17 protein-coding genes are annotated in these 18,291 nt (G+C 66.0%); 7 read left to right on the top strand and 10 right to left on the bottom strand.

What is annotated here, in order from left to right; translation table 11 throughout:
- The first annotated feature begins 754 nt into the window (after nucleotides 1-754).
- Genes BTH_RS00865 through flhA form a run of 7 tightly spaced genes read left to right on the top strand, consistent with a single transcriptional unit; the run spans nucleotide 755 to nucleotide 7,038 of the window.
- The gene (locus tag BTH_RS00865; protein ID WP_009894825.1) at nucleotides 755-1,651 is read left to right on the top strand and encodes a FliM/FliN family flagellar motor switch protein; all 897 of its coding nucleotides are present in this window, start codon (nucleotides 755-757) and stop codon (nucleotides 1,649-1,651) included.
- A 3-nt stretch (nucleotides 1,652-1,654) separates the two neighbouring features.
- Complete coding sequence (gene fliN, locus BTH_RS00860; protein WP_009894823.1) at nucleotides 1,655-2,002, top strand: flagellar motor switch protein FliN; 348 nt, start codon at nucleotides 1,655-1,657, stop codon at nucleotides 2,000-2,002.
- Entirely contained in the window at nucleotides 1,999-2,766 is a 768-nt protein-coding gene (locus BTH_RS00855) for a flagellar type III secretion system pore protein FliP (RefSeq protein ID WP_009894821.1), read from the top strand. Before fliN ends, BTH_RS00855 begins: the two co-directional genes overlap by 4 nt.
- Nucleotides 2,766-3,038: a flagellar biosynthetic protein FliQ gene (locus BTH_RS00850; RefSeq protein ID WP_009894819.1), complete on the top strand. Its 273-nt coding sequence runs from the start codon at nucleotides 2,766-2,768 to the stop codon at nucleotides 3,036-3,038. The genes BTH_RS00855 and BTH_RS00850 overlap by 1 nt, the downstream gene beginning before the upstream one ends.
- Nucleotides 3,039-3,042: 4 nt before the next feature.
- On the top strand, nucleotides 3,043-3,819 hold the full coding sequence (locus BTH_RS00845) for a flagellar biosynthetic protein FliR (protein WP_009894817.1): 777 nt from the start codon (nucleotides 3,043-3,045) through the stop codon (nucleotides 3,817-3,819).
- Nucleotides 3,812-4,951: a flagellar type III secretion system protein FlhB gene (gene flhB / locus BTH_RS00840; RefSeq protein WP_009894815.1), complete on the top strand. Its 1,140-nt coding sequence runs from the start codon at nucleotides 3,812-3,814 to the stop codon at nucleotides 4,949-4,951. Before BTH_RS00845 ends, flhB begins: the two co-directional genes overlap by 8 nt.
- Nucleotides 4,948-7,038 carry a flagellar biosynthesis protein FlhA gene (gene flhA, locus BTH_RS00835; protein WP_009894813.1) on the top strand — a complete coding sequence of 697 codons (2,091 nt, stop codon included), beginning with the start codon at nucleotides 4,948-4,950 and terminating at the stop codon, nucleotides 7,036-7,038. The genes flhB and flhA overlap by 4 nt, the downstream gene beginning before the upstream one ends.
- 88 nt (nucleotides 7,039-7,126) lie before the next feature.
- On the opposite strand, the gene cheB is transcribed toward flhA, so the two are convergent.
- The 10 genes from cheB to motA all read right to left on the bottom strand — a co-directional run bounded on the left by cheB (nucleotide 7,127) and on the right by motA (nucleotide 18,265).
- Nucleotides 7,127-8,176 (bottom strand): chemotaxis-specific protein-glutamate methyltransferase CheB, encoded by a 1,050-nt coding sequence (gene cheB / locus BTH_RS00830; protein ID WP_009894811.1) that lies wholly within the window; start codon nucleotides 8,174-8,176, stop codon nucleotides 7,127-7,129.
- Nucleotides 8,177-8,233: 57 nt separating this feature from the next.
- The gene (locus BTH_RS00825; RefSeq protein ID WP_043037679.1) at nucleotides 8,234-9,268 is read right to left on the bottom strand and encodes a protein-glutamate methylesterase/protein-glutamine glutaminase; all 1,035 of its coding nucleotides are present in this window, start codon (nucleotides 9,266-9,268) and stop codon (nucleotides 8,234-8,236) included.
- 97 nt (nucleotides 9,269-9,365) lie between these two features.
- Nucleotides 9,366-9,953, bottom strand: a complete 588-nt coding sequence (locus tag BTH_RS00820; protein WP_009894807.1) for a chemoreceptor glutamine deamidase CheD — start codon at nucleotides 9,951-9,953, stop codon at nucleotides 9,366-9,368.
- 4 nt (nucleotides 9,954-9,957) lie between these two features.
- Nucleotides 9,958-10,779, bottom strand: coding sequence for a CheR family methyltransferase (locus tag BTH_RS00815; protein ID WP_009894805.1), 822 nt, complete (start codon nucleotides 10,777-10,779; stop codon nucleotides 9,958-9,960).
- 110 nt (nucleotides 10,780-10,889) lie between these two features.
- Nucleotides 10,890-13,289: a methyl-accepting chemotaxis protein gene (locus BTH_RS35500; protein WP_009894804.1), complete on the bottom strand. Its 2,400-nt coding sequence runs from the start codon at nucleotides 13,287-13,289 to the stop codon at nucleotides 10,890-10,892.
- Between the two features lie 20 nt (nucleotides 13,290-13,309).
- Nucleotides 13,310-13,783, bottom strand: coding sequence for a chemotaxis protein CheW (locus BTH_RS00805; RefSeq protein ID WP_009894803.1), 474 nt, complete (start codon nucleotides 13,781-13,783; stop codon nucleotides 13,310-13,312).
- A gap of 9 nt (nucleotides 13,784-13,792) precedes the next feature.
- Nucleotides 13,793-16,036 (bottom strand): chemotaxis protein CheW, encoded by a 2,244-nt coding sequence (locus BTH_RS00800; RefSeq protein ID WP_011400817.1) that lies wholly within the window; start codon nucleotides 16,034-16,036, stop codon nucleotides 13,793-13,795.
- A gap of 44 nt (nucleotides 16,037-16,080) precedes the next feature.
- The gene (locus BTH_RS00795; RefSeq protein WP_009894801.1) at nucleotides 16,081-16,443 is read right to left on the bottom strand and encodes a response regulator; all 363 of its coding nucleotides are present in this window, start codon (nucleotides 16,441-16,443) and stop codon (nucleotides 16,081-16,083) included.
- 16 nt (nucleotides 16,444-16,459) lie between these two features.
- Nucleotides 16,460-17,395, bottom strand: coding sequence for a flagellar motor protein MotB (locus tag BTH_RS00790; RefSeq protein WP_009894799.1), 936 nt, complete (start codon nucleotides 17,393-17,395; stop codon nucleotides 16,460-16,462).
- 18 nt (nucleotides 17,396-17,413) lie between these two features.
- On the bottom strand, nucleotides 17,414-18,265 hold the full coding sequence (gene motA, locus BTH_RS00785) for a flagellar motor stator protein MotA (RefSeq protein WP_009907106.1): 852 nt from the start codon (nucleotides 18,263-18,265) through the stop codon (nucleotides 17,414-17,416).
- Between the last annotated feature and the right edge of the window lie 26 nt (nucleotides 18,266-18,291).

Here is an 18,291-nt window from a genome sequence, read left to right as displayed (position 1 = left end):
CGAAGGCTGCGAATCCGAATCAACGGACCCGCACACGCGAACCAATCGCACACATGGCCGGCAAATCGTTAAGAGACGGTGATTTTCGATCGATCGCACGCGAGTAACCAGTGAATCGCGATGATTCGAACTGAAACGTCATGAATTGCCGATAATCCAGATCCGCGCCGCGCCACCCGCTCCGCCCACCGCATCGGATTAGTTTTAACGCACGCCCAGATTAATCGGACAAATACGAAGCGCCGGCGCGAGGCCATCGTCCGGCGCATTGCCGGCACCCAACCGACTCGCACCGCAAAGCGCGGACAAGCGGCTCCGGGAGCGCATCCCGACGGCGTCCGCAGGCCTTGCCCGGCCGGGAATTCAGGCTTTTTCCGCACCATTCACGGCAACTGCGGGCAGCGCATGCTTATTCATTTCCGGCCTGCTCCAGGGCCGCGGCAAAATATGCGCTTCATTGCCCGGCATCGACCTCCCTCGAAAATCGACTGCCCACCTATTTCCGGCCTTCGAAATAGGGCATGACTGGATTTGCAGCGGACCGGCCGCGTCACGATGCGCACTTCAATTCACGCGACCGCTGCTCATCCTTGATTATTGATTTCAATCTTTAAACTCCCTGGCCGAATTGACTCTTTGTAATGACAAAGGCGTCAAATATCGGAACGTCATTAAATCTGATTTGAAGCCGATGGCTAATCATCCGAGTAAGAAGCCAAGTCGATCCGTCCGCCATCAAGCGCTGGACCCGAGAATGCTGGGCCGCCCGACGCACCTGCTGGACCGGTTCGGCGCGACGCTCAAGCAGCACCTCGACCAGTTCTTCGCGAAGAGCCTCGGCCGCAGGCACGGCGTCGCCGTGGCGGTCCGGAACGTCTCGTTCGCGTCGCATGCGCCCGAACTGGAATCGCGGCCGTGGCGGCGCGAGACGGTCGATCGGGCGGCGATCGGCGTGCACGTCGAGCGTGCGCTGCTGCTGACGCTTCTGGAACTGCGCTACGGGCCGGCGATGCCGCCCGTCACGCCCCCCGCGGCTGCCGCGGCCGAAGCCGGCGACGCGCAGCCCGCGGGCGACGGCGACGGCGAGACCGCATCCGCGCCCTCGACGCCCGTCGAAGCGACGGCGGCGCACGCGCCGCCGATTCCGGAAACCACCACCGAACGCCGCCTGGCCGAGCGCCTCGCGGGGGAACTCGCCCGCACGGTCGCTCGCGCGATTCCGTTCGACGCGCCTCCCGACGACGAAACGCCGCCGCCGCCCGACGGCGGCCACGCGCGCCGCGCCCATCTGTTCGCGATCTGCACGATCGAAGGCGCGGCGTCCCGAACGGTCGGCGAAATTTGCTTCGCGCTCGACCCGGTCTGGCAGCAGCGCCTGTTCGACCACCTGAAATCGTCGATGAGCCGCGCGAGGAGCGTCAGGCGGGAGCGCTCGCTGCCGTCGACCCGGTTGCGCCTCAAGCTGACGGCGCAGCTCATGGAGATGAGCGTTCCTTTCGGCGACGTGCTTCGCCTGCGGCCCGGCACCGTGCTGCCGGTCCGCCTGCACGCGCCCGCGCGGGTCATGACCCACGACGCGCAGTTGTTCACCGCGTCGATCGCCGAACACAACGGCAAGCTTTGTCTGACTTCCTTTGTCTACGTGGAGTAATGGATGGACTCGAACGAGCCGAACGACCTCGACGCACTGCTGGACGATCTGCCGACAGATGCGCCGGCGGATACCGCAACGACGGCGGACGCACCGCGCCGCGACCCGCGCCACCTGCTGGCCAAGATCCCGGTGCAGCTCACGCTTGAAGTGGGAACGGCCACCGTATCCCTCGCGGAACTGATGAACATCGATGAAGGCACGGTGCTCGAACTCGACAGGCTGGCGGGCGAGCCGCTCCTCGTCAAGGTAAACGGCACGACCGTCGGTCACGCGGAAGTCGTCGTGTCCGGCGAGAACTACGGGCTCAAGATCATCGATCTCGAGAACCTCGGAGATTTTGCGCCATGACACGGCCGCGGTTCCGGGCCGCGCGGCTTGCGGCGGCGCTGACCGCCGCCGCCGCCCTGAGCGCGATCGCCGCCACGCCTGCGTTGGCCGCGCCGCTCGAGCTGCCGCTCGAATCGCTCGGATTGCGCGGCGATTACAGCGTCAAGACGCAGATCCTGCTGTTCATGACGCTGCTCGGGCTGTTGCCGGCCCTCGCGATCGTGATGACGAGCTTTCTTCGCTTCGCCATCGTGCTCGCGTTGCTGCGGCAGGCGCTCGGGCTGCAACAGGGGCTGCCGGCCCGCGTCATCACGGCTGTCGCGCTGCTGCTGACGCTGCTCGTCATGCGCCCCGTCGGGCTGGACGTCTGGCGCCACGCGATCGAGCCGTACGATCGCGACGAGATCACGTTCCGCGAGGCCATCGCGCGTGCGGAAAAACCACTCTCGCGCTTCATGCTCGCGCAAACCAGCAAGGCCAGCCTCGAACAGATCTCGCGGTTGTCCGGCGAGCGCGACGTCGCGAAGCCGGAGGATCACGCATTCGTCGTGAAGGCCGCCGCGTTCATGATGAGCGAGCTCAAGACGGCGTTTCAGATCGGCGCGATGCTGTTCCTGCCGTTTCTGATCATCGATCTGGTCGTCGCTTCGACGCTGATGGCGATGGGCATGATGATGCTGTCGCCGCTCGTCATCTCGCTGCCGCTCAAGCTGCTCCTGTTCGTCCTCGTGGACGGCTGGACGCTGACCGTCAACACCCTGACCACCAGTATCCAGGCTTATTGATGCTTACCTCCGATCTCGCCGTCGAACTCGTCGGCAACGCGATCCGGCTCGTCACGCTGATGGTCGCCGTCATCATCGCCCCCGGGCTGCTGGTCGGGTTGGTCGTCGCGCTGTTCCAGGCCGCGACCCAGATCAACGAGCAGACGCTCAGCTTCCTGCCGCGCCTGCTGGCGACGCTGGCAGTGCTCGTGCTGGGCGGACACTGGCTCGTGCAGACATTGATGGATTACTGCGTCGCAACCTTCACGCGCGCGGCACAGCTGGTCGGCTGACGCAATGGATGCCGTCGTCGCCGCCGCCCCCGAGTGGCTCGCACGGGCGTGGTGGCCGTTCTGCCGGATACTCGCCGCGCTGAGCGCGGCGCCGTTCATCGGCGAAAGCACCGTGCCCGCGCGGATGCGCGTGATGATCGCGCTGTTGCTCGCGCTGATCGCGCTGCCCGCCGTCGACCCCGTCGCCATTCCCGTCTTCTCGGCCCGCGGCGCGCTCGTCGCCGCCGAGCAGATCCTGATCGGCCTGCTGTTCGGCATGCTCTTTCACTTCATGCAGGCCGTCTTCATGATGCTCGGCTACCTCGTTGCGTCGCAGATGGGCCTGGCGATGGCGGTGATGAACGACCCGCTCAACGGCGCGACGTCGGATGTCGTATCCGGCTTCATGCTCGTGACGAGCATTCTGCTGTTCTTCGCGATCGACGCGCACCTCGTCGTCGTTCAGGTGCTCTATACGAGCTTTCGCGTCTGGCCGGTCGGCTCGCCGATCGACCTGCCCTCGCTCAAGCCGCTCGCCTACCAGGCTGCATGGCTCTTCTCGACCACGACGCTCCTCGCGGCGCCGCTCGTGTTCGCCACCGTCGTCCTGCAGATCGGCAAGAGCTACCTGTCCCGCGCGACGCCCAGCATCAACCTGTTTTCCCTCGGCTTCGCGATCATGACCGTATTCGGACTGCTCATGCTCGGCGCCATGGTCAAAGGCCTGCCCGCGCATTACGCCAGCATGACGCGGCACGTGCTCGACGTGCTCGAGCATCATCTGGGAGCGGCGCGTGGCTAGCCAGGACAGCGGCGACAAGAGCGAGAAGGCCACCCCGCAAAAGCTGCGCAATGCGCGCAAGCAAGGCCAGATCGCGCGATCGCGCGACCTGTCGACCGCGATCGGCGTGCTCGTCTCGTTGAAGATACTCGTGTTGCTCGCGCCGTCGTGGCTCGCCGAGTTCCGCGCGCTGTTCCTGCTCGACCTCGTCGACGTCACCGGCGACGGCGCGCTAGCCAACGCGTGGTCGGCCGCGCTGCCGGCGTCGCTCGCCCTGTTCCTCAAGATGATCGCGCCGTTCTTCGTCGTGCCGCTTTGCGTCGTGCTCGGCTCGCTGCTGCCCGGCGGCTGGATGCTCAGCGGCGCGCATCTGAAGCCGAAGTTCTCGCGGCTCAACCCGGTGACGAATCTCGGCCGCCTCGTTTCCGCGCGTCATTACGGCACCTTCGCGCTGTCGCTGCTGAAAGCGCTCGCGCTCATCGCGATGCTCGCGTATCTCAGCGCGACGACGCTCACCGCGTTCCTGCGGCTGCAGCACTTGCCGCTGCAGGAGGCTTTGAAACGCGGCTTCGACCTCACGCTCGACGGCGCGCTCGCGCTCGCCGCCGTGATGCTCGTCTTCGCGCTCGCCGACGTGCCGTTCCAACGCTTCGTTTTCCTGCGCGGGCAGCGGATGACGAAGCAGGAAGTCAAGGACGAACACAAGAATGCGGAGGGGCGTCCCGAAGTGCGCTCGCGCATCCGCCAGTTGCAGCGGCAAGCCGCCCAGCGCGTGCTGTCGAAGACCGTGCCGGGCGCGGATGTGGTCGTCGTCAATCCAACCCATTATGCGGTCGCGCTCAAATACGACGCGAACCGCGCCGAAGCGCCTTTCGTGATCGCGAAGGGCGTCGACGACATGGCGCTCGCGATCCGCCGGATCGCCGAGGAACACGGCGTCGAGGTCCTGAGCCTCCCGCCGCTCGCGCGCGCGATCTACGACACGAGCCAGGTCAACCAGCAAATTCCCGCCGCGCTCTATCGCGCGGTCGCCCAGGTGCTGACCTACGTGCTGCAACTGAAGGCGTTCAGGCAGGGGCGCCGCGGCCTGCGCCCCGACCGCCCGACCGACGTTGCGATTCCGGATTTTCTCGACAGGACACGACATTCATGAACAAACTGACACACCTGTTCGCCGACCTGAGGCAGTACCAATATGCAACGCCGCTCGTGCTGCTGGCGGTGCTGTCGATGGTCATCCTGCCGCTGCCGCCCGTCATTCTCGACCTGCTCTTCACGTTCAACATCGTCCTCGCGATCGTCGTGATCCTGGTCAGCGTGTCGGTCAAGCGCCCGCTGGAATTCTCCGTCTTCCCGACCATCATCCTCACCACCACGCTGATGCGCCTGACGCTCAACGTGGCGTCCACGCGCGTCGTGCTGCTCAAGGGGCACGAGGGCACCAACGCCGCCGGCCACGTGATCGAGGCGTTCGGCAAGGTCGTCATCGGCGGCAACTTCGTTGTCGGCCTCGTCGTGTTCGTGATCCTGATGATCATCAACTTCGTCGTGGTCACGAAGGGCGCGGAACGCATCTCGGAAGTGTCGGCGCGCTTCACGCTCGATGCGCTGCCCGGCAAGCAGATGGCGATCGACGCCGATCTCAACGCCGGCCTCATCAATCAGGAACAGGCGCAGGCGCGGCGCCGCGACGTCACCACCGAGGCGGATTTCTACGGCGCGATGGACGGCGCGTCGAAATTCGTGCGAGGCGATGCGATCGCCGGCATTCTGATCCTGCTCATCAACATGCTCGGCGGGCTGGCGATCGGCGTCTTCGCTCACGGCCTGGGCTTCGGCGAGGCGTTCCAGCGATACGGCCTGCTCACGATCGGCGACGGCCTCGTCGCGCAGATTCCGTCGCTCCTGCTCGCCGCCGCGTCGGCCGTGATCGTCACGCGCGTGAGCGATTCCGGCGACTTCGAGGAACAGGTCGGGCGCCAGATGCTTGCGTCGCCGAACGTGCTTTACAGCGGCGCGGCGGTCATGTTGATCCTGGCGATCATCCCCGGCATGCCGTGGCTGCCGTTCAGCGCATTCGCGGGCGTGCTCGGCTATGTCGCGTGGCGCGTCGCCAAACGTCCGCCGCCCGAGCGCGAAGAAACGCAGATCCACGCGCTCGAAACGGCGCTGCGGGAATCGAACGCGCAGGATCTCGGCTGGGACAGCATCAGCCACGTGCATCCGCTCGGCATCCGGGTCGGCTACCGGCTCGTCGACCTGATCGATCCCGCGCACGGCGCGCCGCTGCGACGGCGCGTCGACGGGATGCGACGGACGATGAGCGAATCGACGGGCATTCTCGTTCCGCCGATCACGGTCCGGGACGACTTGTCCCTGCCCTCGAACCACTACGCGGTTCACCTCCACGGCGTCGAGATCGAACGCGCGGAACTGCACCCGGATCATCTGATGGCGATACCTTCGCCGACGACCTACGGATCGGTCGACGGCATTCCCGCGACGGACCCCGCCTATGGCATCCCCGTGACCTGGATCAGGCCGCAGGACAAGGCGCACGCGATCGGCCTCGGCTATCAGGTGGTCGACGGCGCATCGGTCGTCGCGACGCACGTCGACAAGTTGCTGCGCGACCATCTGAGCGAACTGCTGACCCACGACGACGTCGGCTCGCTGCTGCAGCGGCTCGGCCAGGTCGCGCCGCGCCTGCTCGAAGCGCTCGAGAAAGCGATGCCGCACACCCTGATCCGCAAGGTATGCCGCGTGCTGCTCACCGATCGCGTGCCGCTCAGAAACATCGTGGCGATAGCGACGACGCTGCTGGAAAATGCGGAAGCGACCCACGATCCGATTCTGCTCGCCGCGGAAGTGCGCTGCGCGCTGCGGCGCGAGATCGTCGCGGGCATGGTGGGCCATCGGCGCATCGTGCCCGTGTTCAATCTGGCCGGCGAGCTGGAGGGCATCCTGCTCGCCGCGTTCAATCAAGCCCAGCAGAGCGCCAAGGCGCCGCTCGACAACTTCGCGATCGCGCCCGACCTGCTGACGAACCTGCAAAGCGCCCTGCCGGGCGTCCAGGAGCGCATGCGCACGCTCGGCCACGCACCGATCCTGTTCGTGCCGCCGCAACTGCGGCCGCTCCTCGCGCGCTACGCGCGCGTGTTCGCGCCTGGGCTGCACGTGCTGTCGTACAACGAGATTCCGGACGAACGCCAGATCGAGATCGCCGGCACGCTCGAATGATCGAAGGCGGCGCGAACCGCGCCGCCTTCGCGACAAAAAAGGCCGAATCGCACGATCCGGCCACATGCGCGCTCCGGTGCGCGCCGTCTCATGCGCCGTCGAGCTCCATGAGCTTGCCGGCGATCTTCTCGAGCGGCAGGACTTCGTTGATGCCGCAAGCGGCGATCGCCGCGTCCGGCATGCTGTAGACCACGCTCGTTTCGGCATCCTGCGCGATGTTGAACGCGCCGGCCGCCATCATCGCGCGCGCCCCGGCCGCGCCGTCCGAACCACTGCCAGTCAGCACGATGCCCACGCCGCGCGCGCCGGCGGCGGCCGCCACGGACCGGAACAGCTCGTCGACGGACGAGTCCGACTGCGCCTCGCCCGCGTTCCGGACGATCCGGCACACATACCCGGCCGCCGTCGCGTCGATCGTCAGGTTCGAATGCCCCGGCGCGATATAGACGCAACCGCGGCGAAGCGTCTCGCCGTCCTCCGCCATCTTGACGCGCATCGCGCACAGCAGGTCGAGGCGCTTCGCGAGCGAACGCATGAACGGCTCGGGCATATGCTGCGCGATCAGCAGCGGCGGACAATCCGCCGGAAGACTCAGCAGCAGCTCCTTCACCGCTTCGGTTCCGCCCGTCGAGGCGCCCACCGCCACGACGCGGCCGTCCTTGCCCGCCTCCGCGAGCAGCGGCTTGGCGGGCGGTTCGGCGTCCATCCGCACGGGCGGCACGTCGCGCGTCAACTTCTTCACCTTGGCTCGCCCGGCCGTCTCGATCTTGCGATAGATTTCTTCCGCGTACGCCTGCACGCCTTCGGCGAAATCGAGCTTCGGCTTCGCGATGAAGTCGATCGCGCCCAGTTCAAGTGCGCGCAGCGCCGATTCGGAGCCCGCCTCGGTCAGCGTGGAGATCATGATCACCGCGACCGGCATCAGCCGCATGATGCGATCGAGGAAATCGAGGCCGTTCATTTTCGGCATTTCGATATCGAGCGTAATCACGTCCGGCCGGGTTTCCCGGAGCAGTTCCTGGGCCGCCACCGGATTGGGCGCAACGCCCACGCACTCCATGTGCTCGTTCTTGTCGATGAGCTTCTTCAGCAAGATCCGCATCGTCGCGGAATCGTCAATCACCAGTACGCGAATCATCGTGTATCGTTCCTTCGATGAAAATTCTGTCAAAAGCCATCAGGCCGGCGCGGCGCGTCACTGCAGCGCTTCGCTGAGCCGCGCGCCCATGCGAGCGAGCGGCAGGATTTCATCCACCGCGCCCATCGCGATGGCTTCCTTCGGCATGCCGAACACCACGCACGACGGCTCGTCCTGCGCGAAAGTCCGCGCGCCCGACGCGCGCATGCGCAGCAGCCCCGCCGCGCCGTCCTTGCCCATGCCCGTCAGAATCGCGCCCAGCGCGCGCTTGCCCGCGAGGCGCGCGACCGAATCGAACAGCACGTCGACCGACGGCCGGTGCCGGTTGACGGGCGGCGACGCCTCGAGCCGGCAGACGTAGAGACGGCCGGTCGCCGCCAGCGACAGATGGGAATGGCCCGGCGCGACGTATGCGCAGCCGTAATGCAGCGGCTCGCCCTGCTCGGCTTCCTTGACGCGGATGCCGCAGATCGCGTCGAGCCGGGCGGCGAACGACGCCGTGAACCCCTCCGGCATGTGCTGGCAAATCAGAATAGGCGGCGGCGTGCCGCTCATGTCCTGCAGCACGGTCCTGAGCGCCTCCGTGCCGCCCGTCGACGCACCGATCGCGATCACCCTGCTCAGACGCGTCGCCGCAATGCCGGCCTTCTTCGCGCCGCGCGGCCGGTGCGCGCACGCGCGCTCGCGTCCCGCCGATGACGCGGCGGCGAGCGCGCCGCCCTTCACGCGGGCCGCCGCCGCGCCGCGGATCAGCTCCGCGATGTCGCGCGCATAGTCGGCGAGGTCGGCCGGACGCGTCAACAGCGGCTTCGCGATCACGTCGACCGCGCCAAGCTCGAGCGCGCGCAACGCGGCATCGGAGCCGGACGTCGTGCGTCCCGACACCATGATCGTCGGGGTCGGCTTCAGGAGCATCATGCGCCGCAGGAATTCGAGACCGTCCATGCCCGGCATTTCGACGTCGAGCGTGACGACGTCGGGATCGAGCGCGCGGATCATCTCCCGCGCCGCGCTCGCGTCTTCGGCCGCGCCAACGCACGTCATGCCGTCGCAACCATTGATGATGCGTTCGAGCAACGTTCGCATCGACATCGAATCATCCACCACCACTACGCGAATCAATTCGTTTTCCTCGTGTTTTTGCAGTCGAGAACGGCGGAGCGGAAATCGTCTCCGGCCGATCCCGCCGCTAGAACAGTTCGACGCTGCCGGCCACGGGCAATCGCCGCGCCAGGTCGCCGTCATATGCACGCTCGCTCGTCGCGATATCAGCGACGTCGCTTCCGCGAACCAGCCGCTTGCACAGCGCGCGGCCGGTCGACGGGAAATAGCACACGCGGCGCGGCCGGGTGCCGAGCATGTCGCCGCCGACCGAACGGATGCCTTCCGCGTCGAGGTAGGCGCGGACGAACGCGGCATTGCGCTCGCCGATGCGCGTGTCGCTCAGGGATTGCATCACGCAGCCGCCACCGAACAGCTTCGCGCGCAGCCGCCACTTGAGCGCGCCGCGCCTGAGCAATCCGTTGATGAGCAGCTCCATCGCGTTCACGCCATAAAGGGACGACAGGCTGTCGTTGCGCGCGCCGTTGCCGCTTCCGGGAAGCATGAAATGATTCATGCCGCCGACACGCGCCGCGGAATCGAACATGCAAACGGATACGCACGAGCCCAGCACGGTCGCGAGCATCACGTCCGCCGAAGCGATCGCGAACCCGCCCGGGTTGACGCGTACCGCCTGCCGGCCGAATTCGCGGTCGAAATAGAAGTGATAGCCCACACCGTCAACGCCCATTCACGAGCTCGTAGACCGCGCGGCCGCACGGTGCGTAGACATCGTCGAGGGCCCTCAGGTTTTCGGAGTGACCGACGTATAGGCGACCGTCCGGCTTCAGGTGCCGAGCCATGTTGCGCAACACCTTCTGCTGCGTCGGCGCGTCGAAATAAATCAGGACGTTTCGGCAGAAGACCGCGTCGAACGGGCCATCGAGCGGCCACGGTTCCGTCAGCAGATTGATCTGCCGGAACGTGACCATGCCGCGCAGCGCGGGCTTGACGCGCACCGCGCCGCCGTTGCTGCCGCTGCCTCGCTGAAAATAGGCCTGCTTGCGGCGCAGCGGCATCTTGTCGAGCTGATGCAGCTTGTAGATGCCGGCCTGCGCCGCGGCGAGCACCTTCGTGTCGATGTCGGAGGCGACGATCTCGACGCGGTTCGCCGCCGTCCCGTGCGCATCGCACGCGGTCATCGCGAGCGAGTAAGGCTCCTCGCCCGTGCTCGCCGCCGCGCACCAGATCCGGAACGGCCCCGAAGCCGCCTGCATCTGCGCGGCGAGAATGTCGAAGTGGTAGCTCTCGCGAAAGAATGACGTCAAATTGGTCGTCAGCGCGTTGACGAAATGCTGCCATTCGTCACTCGACCGATTGGCTTCGAGTCGATCGAGATAGTCCGAAAAGCGCCCGATGCCCAGCACACGTAAGCGGCGCACCAGGCGTCCGTACGCAAGCGAGCGCTTCGCCTCGGTCAGCACGATCCCCGCACGCTGATAAACATGCCGCGCAATCCGGCGGAAATCCGCATCCGTGTATTCGAAATCCACGCTATTCATCGGGTCCGGCTGTATTGGATGGCGGCGCGACGTTCGCGTAACGCGACGTCGCGCCGTGCAGTCGATGCCGGCGGGGCGGTGAAGGAGTCCGGCGATTCACGTGTACTCGGTCAGAAATCGGTCCATTCGTCGGCCGCCGACGCGGCGCCGGCGCGCCCGCGGGACACGGCCTGCATCGCTGGCATCGGCATCGGCGGCATCGGCGGCTCGGCGGCCCCGATCTCCGGCAGCGCGTCGGCGGCCTGGCGCTCGCCGACCTTGAACATCTCGACCGTGCCGTGCAGCAGTTGGGCCTGCTCCTGCAGGCTTTCCGCCGCGGCCGCGGCTTGCTCGACCATCGCGGCGTTCTGCTGCGTGTTCTCGTCCATATGCGAGACAGCCTGGTTCACCTGCTCGATGCCGCTGCTCTGCTCGACGCAGGCGCTCGAGATCTCCCCGACGATGCCCGCGACGCGCGACACGGCGGTCACGATCTCGTTCATCGTCGTGCCGGCGCTCTGGACCAGCGCCGCGCCGGAATCGGTCTCGACGACCGATTCGCCGATCAGCGCGCCGATCTCCTTGGCAGCCGCCGCCGAGCGCTGCGCGAGATTGCGCACTTCGCTAGCGACGACCGCGAAGCCACGCCCCTGCTCGCCCGCCCGCGCCGCCTCGACCGCTGCATTCAGCGCGAGGATGTTGGTCTGAAACGCGATGCCGTCGATCACGGTCGTGATGTCCGCGACCTTCTTGGCGCTCGCCGTGATGCGCCCCATCGTCTCGACGACCTGGCCGACCACCTGGCCGCCCCGCTCCGCGATCGACGATGCGTTGAGTGCCAGCGTGTTCGCCTGCTGCGCGTTCTCCGCGTTCTGCTTGACGGTGCTCGTCAGTTCCTCCATGCTCGCGGCCGTCTGCTCGAGGCTGGCCGCCTGCTGCTCGGTGCGCGACGACAGATTCGCGTTGCCCGACGCGATTTCGCGCGCGGCGCCGTTGATCGTGTGCGCGCCTTCCCGGATGCGGATCGCCATGCGCTCGAGCTGCGCGATGCTTCGATTGCAGTTTTCCTTCAGTTCGGCGAACACCCCCTGGTAAGCGCCCGTCATGCGCGTGCGCAGATCGCCGTCGGCCAGCTTGCCGAACGTCATCGCCACTTCCGTCACCACGTCCGCCACGGTCTTCGTCAGGCGATTCAGCCGCTGGGCGAGCATCTGATGAAAGCCCGTCTTGCCCGCTTCCGCCACCTGCGACGAGAAGTCTCCGCCAGCAACCGCGGCGATCACCGCTTCGACTTCGCGCTCGATCTGCAACTCGTTCGTGCGATCGATCCATTCGATCACAAAGCCGAGCCGTTTGCCGTTGTCGACGATGACGCTCGAAACGAGCAGCCAGTCGCGGCCGCCGACCTTGACCTGGCAGCGCTGCTGGCCGTTCGAACCGAGCAGCTCGTCCGCGACGCGGCGCTCGAGCACGGTGTCGATCAGCGCGCCGACGACCTGAGTCGAGTTGAACTGCGGCGTCTCGCTGCGCAACGCGCCTTGCATCGCGGCGAACGCCTGCATCAGCGAATGGCTCGCGAAATCGATCTTGCGCGAATCGTCGACGACCATGATGTTGGCCGAGCCGGAGTCGAGCGCGACGCGAATGCGCGCGTTCTCGACGACCATCGCCTTGGCCCCGCGCAGGCGCTCCAGCATGATGGCCAGCGAACTCATCAGGCTTTGCTTGTCGCGCTCGTCCACGCCGATGTCGCCGCTCAGATCGTCGTGCGCGATCGATGTCATGTGGCGCGACAGCGCTTCCATCGAGCCGCCGAGCGAGCGCCTGATGTACCAGATCTGCCAGACGACGATGCCCACCAGCACGGCGAGCGCGAACAGGCTGACGAAGGCGATGTGCCTGCGGCGCTCGCGAACGGAATCCAGCATGTCCGTGATGCTCTTGCTCGTGGCCGCCGTCGAAGCCTTCGACAATTCCGCAACCTTCTCGTAGAACGGCTGCCACCGCATAGCGAGGTAAGCCGTCAGATACTTGTCCGGATCGGTTTCGTCATTCGCCGCGATATCGAGAATGCGGCGCGCATCCTTGACCGCATCCGGCTGCAGTTGCGCGAGCTGCGCGCGGATGCCGTCGATCTTCGCGGTTTCGTCGGCGGACAACCCCTCGCGGTTGATCTTGTTGTTCTCGAGTTTCTCGATCGTACGCGCGAGCGCGCGCTCCGCGCCCTCGACGTGCGACTCGAACGACTTCCGGTCGACCGCCTCCTCGCCGATGCCGACCGCGCCGCCGCCGCCCATCGCCTTGACCTTTTTCACCCACATGTAGTCGGCTGCCTGCGCGATGCCGAGCGACACCTTCAGCGCGTCGTCCTCGATGCTGCTCATCACGGTGAGCGTCGCGAGGCGATGATCGTGCAGTTCCGTCACGCGGCTTTCGATGTTGCTCAACGACCACATCTCCATGCCGAGCATCCCGATCACACCCGCGATGATGACCGCGAATGCGGAAATGATCTTCTGATTGAATGTCATGCTCTCTCTCGATTCGTTTCTCAAGCCATTGCCGCCGGCAGTTCGAAATCGCCGCTCATGAGCAGGCGTTCGATGCCCAGCAGGATGATCATCCGCGCGTCCAGCAGGCCCAGGCCGTCGACGTACTCCGCCCGGATCGCCGCGCCGAGCTCGGGCGCGGGACGGATCTGGTCGCGCTTGAACACCACCACGTCGGATACGCCGTCGACGACGATTCCCACCGTCCTGCCGGACACGTTGAGAATGATGGTGACTGTCGTCGCGCCGTATTCCGCGTCTCCCAGCCCGAACTTCCCGCGCAGATCGATGACGGGCACGATGTTGCCCCGCAGATTAATGACGCCCTTGATGTAATGCGGCTCGGTGACGATGCCCGTGACCGACGAGGCGTCGTACCCCCTGATCTCCTGCACCTTCAGGATGTCGACCCCGTACTCCTCCGCGCCTAGCCTGAACACCAGCGTCTCCCGCTGGGCGTTTTCCGTCTCAATCAATGCAGCCTCCTACACGCTTTCCACTTCCGAAACGTTTGCCGAATTCCGCGCGGACATGACGAGGCTCATGACGTCGAGGATCAGCGCGACGCGACCGTCGCCCATGATCGTCGCGCCCGCCGCCCCGCGCACGCGCCGGTAGTTGGTCTCGAGGTTCTTGATCACCACCTGGTGCTGCCCCAGAAGTTCGTCGACGAGCAGCGCGACCTTCTGCGAATCGCAAGCGAGAATCAGCGCGAGGCTGCCGTCGGTGGTGTCCTGCCCCGTCTCGAAAAGATCGGCGAGCGAGCGCAGCGGCAAGTATTCGCCGCGAACGTTGACGACGCGCCCGCTTCCCTGAACCGTGCGGATGTCCGTATCCGCGGGCATGACGGCCTCGGTGATGAACGCGAGCGGCACGATGTAGCGCGAACCGCCGATCCGCACCGACATGCCGTCCAGAATCGCCAGCGTGAGGGGTAGCCTGATCGAGATCGCGGTGCCCACGCCCGGCGTCGAATCCACGTCGATCCGTCCGCCCATCGCCTGAATGTTTCGGCGCACGACGTCCATGCCGACGCCTCTGCCCGACACGTCGGTCACGGCCGCGGCGGTCGAGAAACCCGGCTCGAAGATCAGCATCCAGACTTCGCGATCGGTCATCGCCTCCGATACCGGCAGACCGCTTTCCCTCGCCTTCTCCAGAATGCGTTCGCGCTTGAGGCCGCCGCCGTCGTCGATGACCTCGATCGCGATGTCGCTGCCTTGCTGCGACGCGCGCAGCGTCAGCCGGCCCGTCGCGGGCTTGCCGCCTCGCACACGCGCTTGCGGCGCCTCGATCCCATGATCGACGCTGTTGCGCACGAGATGCATCATCGGGTCCGCGAGTTTTTCGATGAACCCCTTGTCCAGCTCGGTGTGCTCGCCGATCATCTGCAGATCCACCTGCTTGCCGAGCTGCATCGCCAGATCGCGCACGACCCGGGGGAACCGGTTGAACACCGCGGAGATCGGCAGCATCCGGATCGACATCACGGCTTCCTGAAGCTCGCGCGAATTCCGTTCGAGCTGCCCGATCCCGCCAATCAAACGCTCGCGCTGATTCGAATCCAGCTCGGTGGCCGCCTGCGCGAGCATCGATTGCGTGATCACCAGTTCGCCGACCAGATTGAGCAACTGATCGACCTTCTCGACGCTGACCCGAATCGACGAGCCGCCCGCGCCGTTGCGCTTCGCCGCGCCGTCGCCGCCGGCGGCATCGCCCGCGGGCCTCGATCGGGGGGATGAAAGCGATGCGCTAGCCGGCGCGTCCGCCGATGCAGCCGGCGCGTCGCCCGCGGGCGCGATCGCTTCCGTTTCAGGGCGCCCCGTCGCGGCGCGCGCGTTGCCGGCTTCTTCCCGCGCCGGCTCGGCGCGGGCATCGGCTTCACGAGCCGCCTCGCCGCCGTCGATCGGCGGCACCGGCACGAAGAAGCCGTAGCCGTCGTGTTCCTCTTCCCACTCCGGCGGCATCGCGCCCTCTTCGGTCGCGGCCTGGTCGATGGCCAGGCGATCCGGATCGATCAGGAACGTCAGCGTGCCGTGAATGTCGGCCGCATCGCGCGAGGTCTCGCACAAGTAACGCCACGGCCGATCGCAGCTTCCCGGATGATGCTCGAGCACGCGGCCGTAGCTCGCGAGGCACGACATCACGCCTGCGTCGTCGATCGGGGCGCCGGCCGCGATCCGCACATGCAGGCAGCCGGGCGGCGGCGTCACAGCCGGACTGGTGTCCCGATACGCGTCGTCGAGATCTTCCGCAAGCGGATGTGCGTCGCCGTCATGCTCGGCCGGGGCGGCCACGGGTTCCGAAACGGGCGTGACGGCATCGCCGTCGTGCGCGCCTTCGCCTTGGCTCAGGCGCTCCAGGCTGCGCTTCGTCTCCGCGATGCTCTGCTCGGGCAGCGCTTCCGCGCTGCGATACGCCGCGAGCATCACAGCCAGCAGATCCGTCGCGCGCAAAAACGCATCGACCATCGCCGCGCGCAGCGGCAATTCCTTCTTTCTGATCCGGTCCAGCAGGGTTTCGAGCACATGCGTGACGCCGGTCAATTCGACGAAACCGAACGCCCCGGCGCCCCCCTTGATCGAATGCGCCGCCCGGAAGATCGCATTGAGATCTTCGGCATCGGGATTGCTGACGTCGCACGCGAGCAGCAACGTTTCCATCGCGCGCAGGTGTTCTTCCGCTTCCTCGAAGAACACATCGCTGAATTGAGACAAATCTATCGACATTCGGTCTTCCCGCCATGCATCGCTGATGTACCGCTTCCCGCCGTTCAACCGATCAACCGGCGGACCATCTCGACGAGTTTCCCGGGATGGATCGGCTTGACCATCCAACCTGTGGCGCCCGCATCGCGCCCTTGCTGCTTGAGATCGGCGCCGAACTCCGTCGTGACGACGACGATGGGCGTCGCGCCATGCGCCGGCAGCGCCCGAATCGCTCGCAACATGCTGATGCCGTCCATATGCGGCATGTTGTAGTCGGTGAGAATCAGGTCATAGTCGTTCTCGGCCGCCTTTTCGAGCCCAGCGCACCCGTCTTGCGCCTCGTCGACCTCGTAGCCCGACGATGTGAGAACGTGCGCGATCAGCCGTCGAATGGTGACCGTATCGTCGACCGAGAGAATCTTCTTCATGTTGGCCACGGTGAGATCAGCGAGCCGGCTCGCGGGCGGACGCGGGCCGATCCGCGCCGGGCGGCGCCTGATCCACCGTCAGCCCGATTCCGTCCGCACTCGGCCGGACGTCGACGTCCTCGCTGCGAAACAACCTGCGCCACGTGTCTTCGGCGCGGCTGGTGAGCAGCAGCAGTTCGACGCGCCGGTTCATGTCGTGGTTCGGATTGTCCGGCACGGCCGGCACGCTGTCGCCCATGCCGGAAATCTGAAACATGCGCTGCACGTCCATGCCGCCGTCCGCGAGGATCTGGCGAGCGCGCAGCGCGCGCCGGCTCGACAGGTTCCAGTTGTTGCTGAACACGGAGGTGTCGGCGTACTGCGTCGCATCGGTGTGCCCGACGATCACCATCTTGTTCGTCACGGTTCCGAGCACCGGAACGAGCGCCGTGAGCAGCCTGACGAACTGAGGATTCAGCGCGTCGCTGCGCCGCTCGAACATCCCCTGCTTGTCGGAATCGTGAATCGTGATGCGAACGCCGTCGTCGTTGATCGCGGTTGCGACGTTGCCGTCCATGCCGAGCCTGCTCGCCTCGTCCATGATGCGCGCGGCGAGCGCGCGGCGTTGCTGCAGCGAATCGATCGTGCGCTCGCGCGCCGCGCCGGGTGTCCGGCGCTTCACCCGCTCGGGCTGCTGCGCATCGAACGGCGCGACAACCGGCTTGCGGCTGCGCTGCTCGAAGATGCCGACGCCTCCGTCGAAAAAGGGCCGCCCCGCGATCTCCGCGGCCACCTGCTTGCGCTCCTTCTCCGGCGTGACGTTCATTACCCACAGCACCATGAACAGCGCCATCAGCGCCAGCGTGAAGTCGGCGAAGGCGACTTTCCATGCTCCGCCGCTGTGCTCCTCGTGGCGCTTGTGCGCCCGCCGGATGATCGTCGGCCCGTGCCCCGCTTCCTTGTTCGTGCTCATCGTCGCGACCCACGCACGTCAGATTTCCATGATCCAGGACTCGAGCTTCGAGAAACTCGGCTTGACGTCCAGCTGGATCAGCTTGCGCCCCGCGTCGACGGCGAGAAGCGTCGGCTTGCCCGCCACCTGCGCGCACAGCACCACCTTCACGCACTCCAGCGCCGACATGTCGCTCTTCACGCGATGCACCATCGCGCTGGCAAGCGGCTCCAGCACGCCGTAGCACAGCAGGATGCCGATGAATGTGCCGACCATCGCGGCGGCCACCTGCAGACCGATCTCCGACACGCTCCCGCCGATGTTCGCCATCGTCGTGACGATGCCCAGCACCGCCGCGAGAATGCCGAATCCCGGCATCGATTCCGCGATTTTCGACAGCGAGCGCGACGGCTGCATCAGTTCGCTCTCGATCGCCTCGAGCTCCTGATCCAGCATCCCTTCGAGCTCATGCTGCGTGATGCGCCCCATCGCCATCAGCCGGAAATTGTCGACGATGAATGCAATCAGACGCGGCTGCGCGAGAATCATCGGATACTTCCGGAACAGATCGCTTTCCTTCGGTTCCTCGACATGCTGATCCAGCGCCTTCAGGCCGCCGTCGCGCACCGTCTCGAGCAACTCGTACAACATCAGCAGCAACTCGCGCTGGAACTCGACGCCGTTGCTCTTGCGGGCGATCACGTGCTTGATCTGCGAGCCCATTTCGGACAGCACGCTGCGCGGATTGCCCATCACCAGCGCGCCCGCAGCCGCACCGGAGATAATCAGGATTTCGGTCGGTTGCCAGATGCTGCTCAACGCGCCGCCGTGCAGCACGAATCCGCCGAACACGCAGCCGAATACCAGTAGGATCCCAATTGCCAATTGCATAGACTCTTCACCGCCTTTCGGAATGT

Source organism: Burkholderia thailandensis E264, from assembly GCF_000012365.1.
Lineage (GTDB): Bacteria > Pseudomonadota > Gammaproteobacteria > Burkholderiales > Burkholderiaceae > Burkholderia > Burkholderia thailandensis.
The sequence above is the reverse complement of the archived record's forward strand: the minus strand, read 5'-3'. Positions and strand labels throughout refer to the sequence as shown.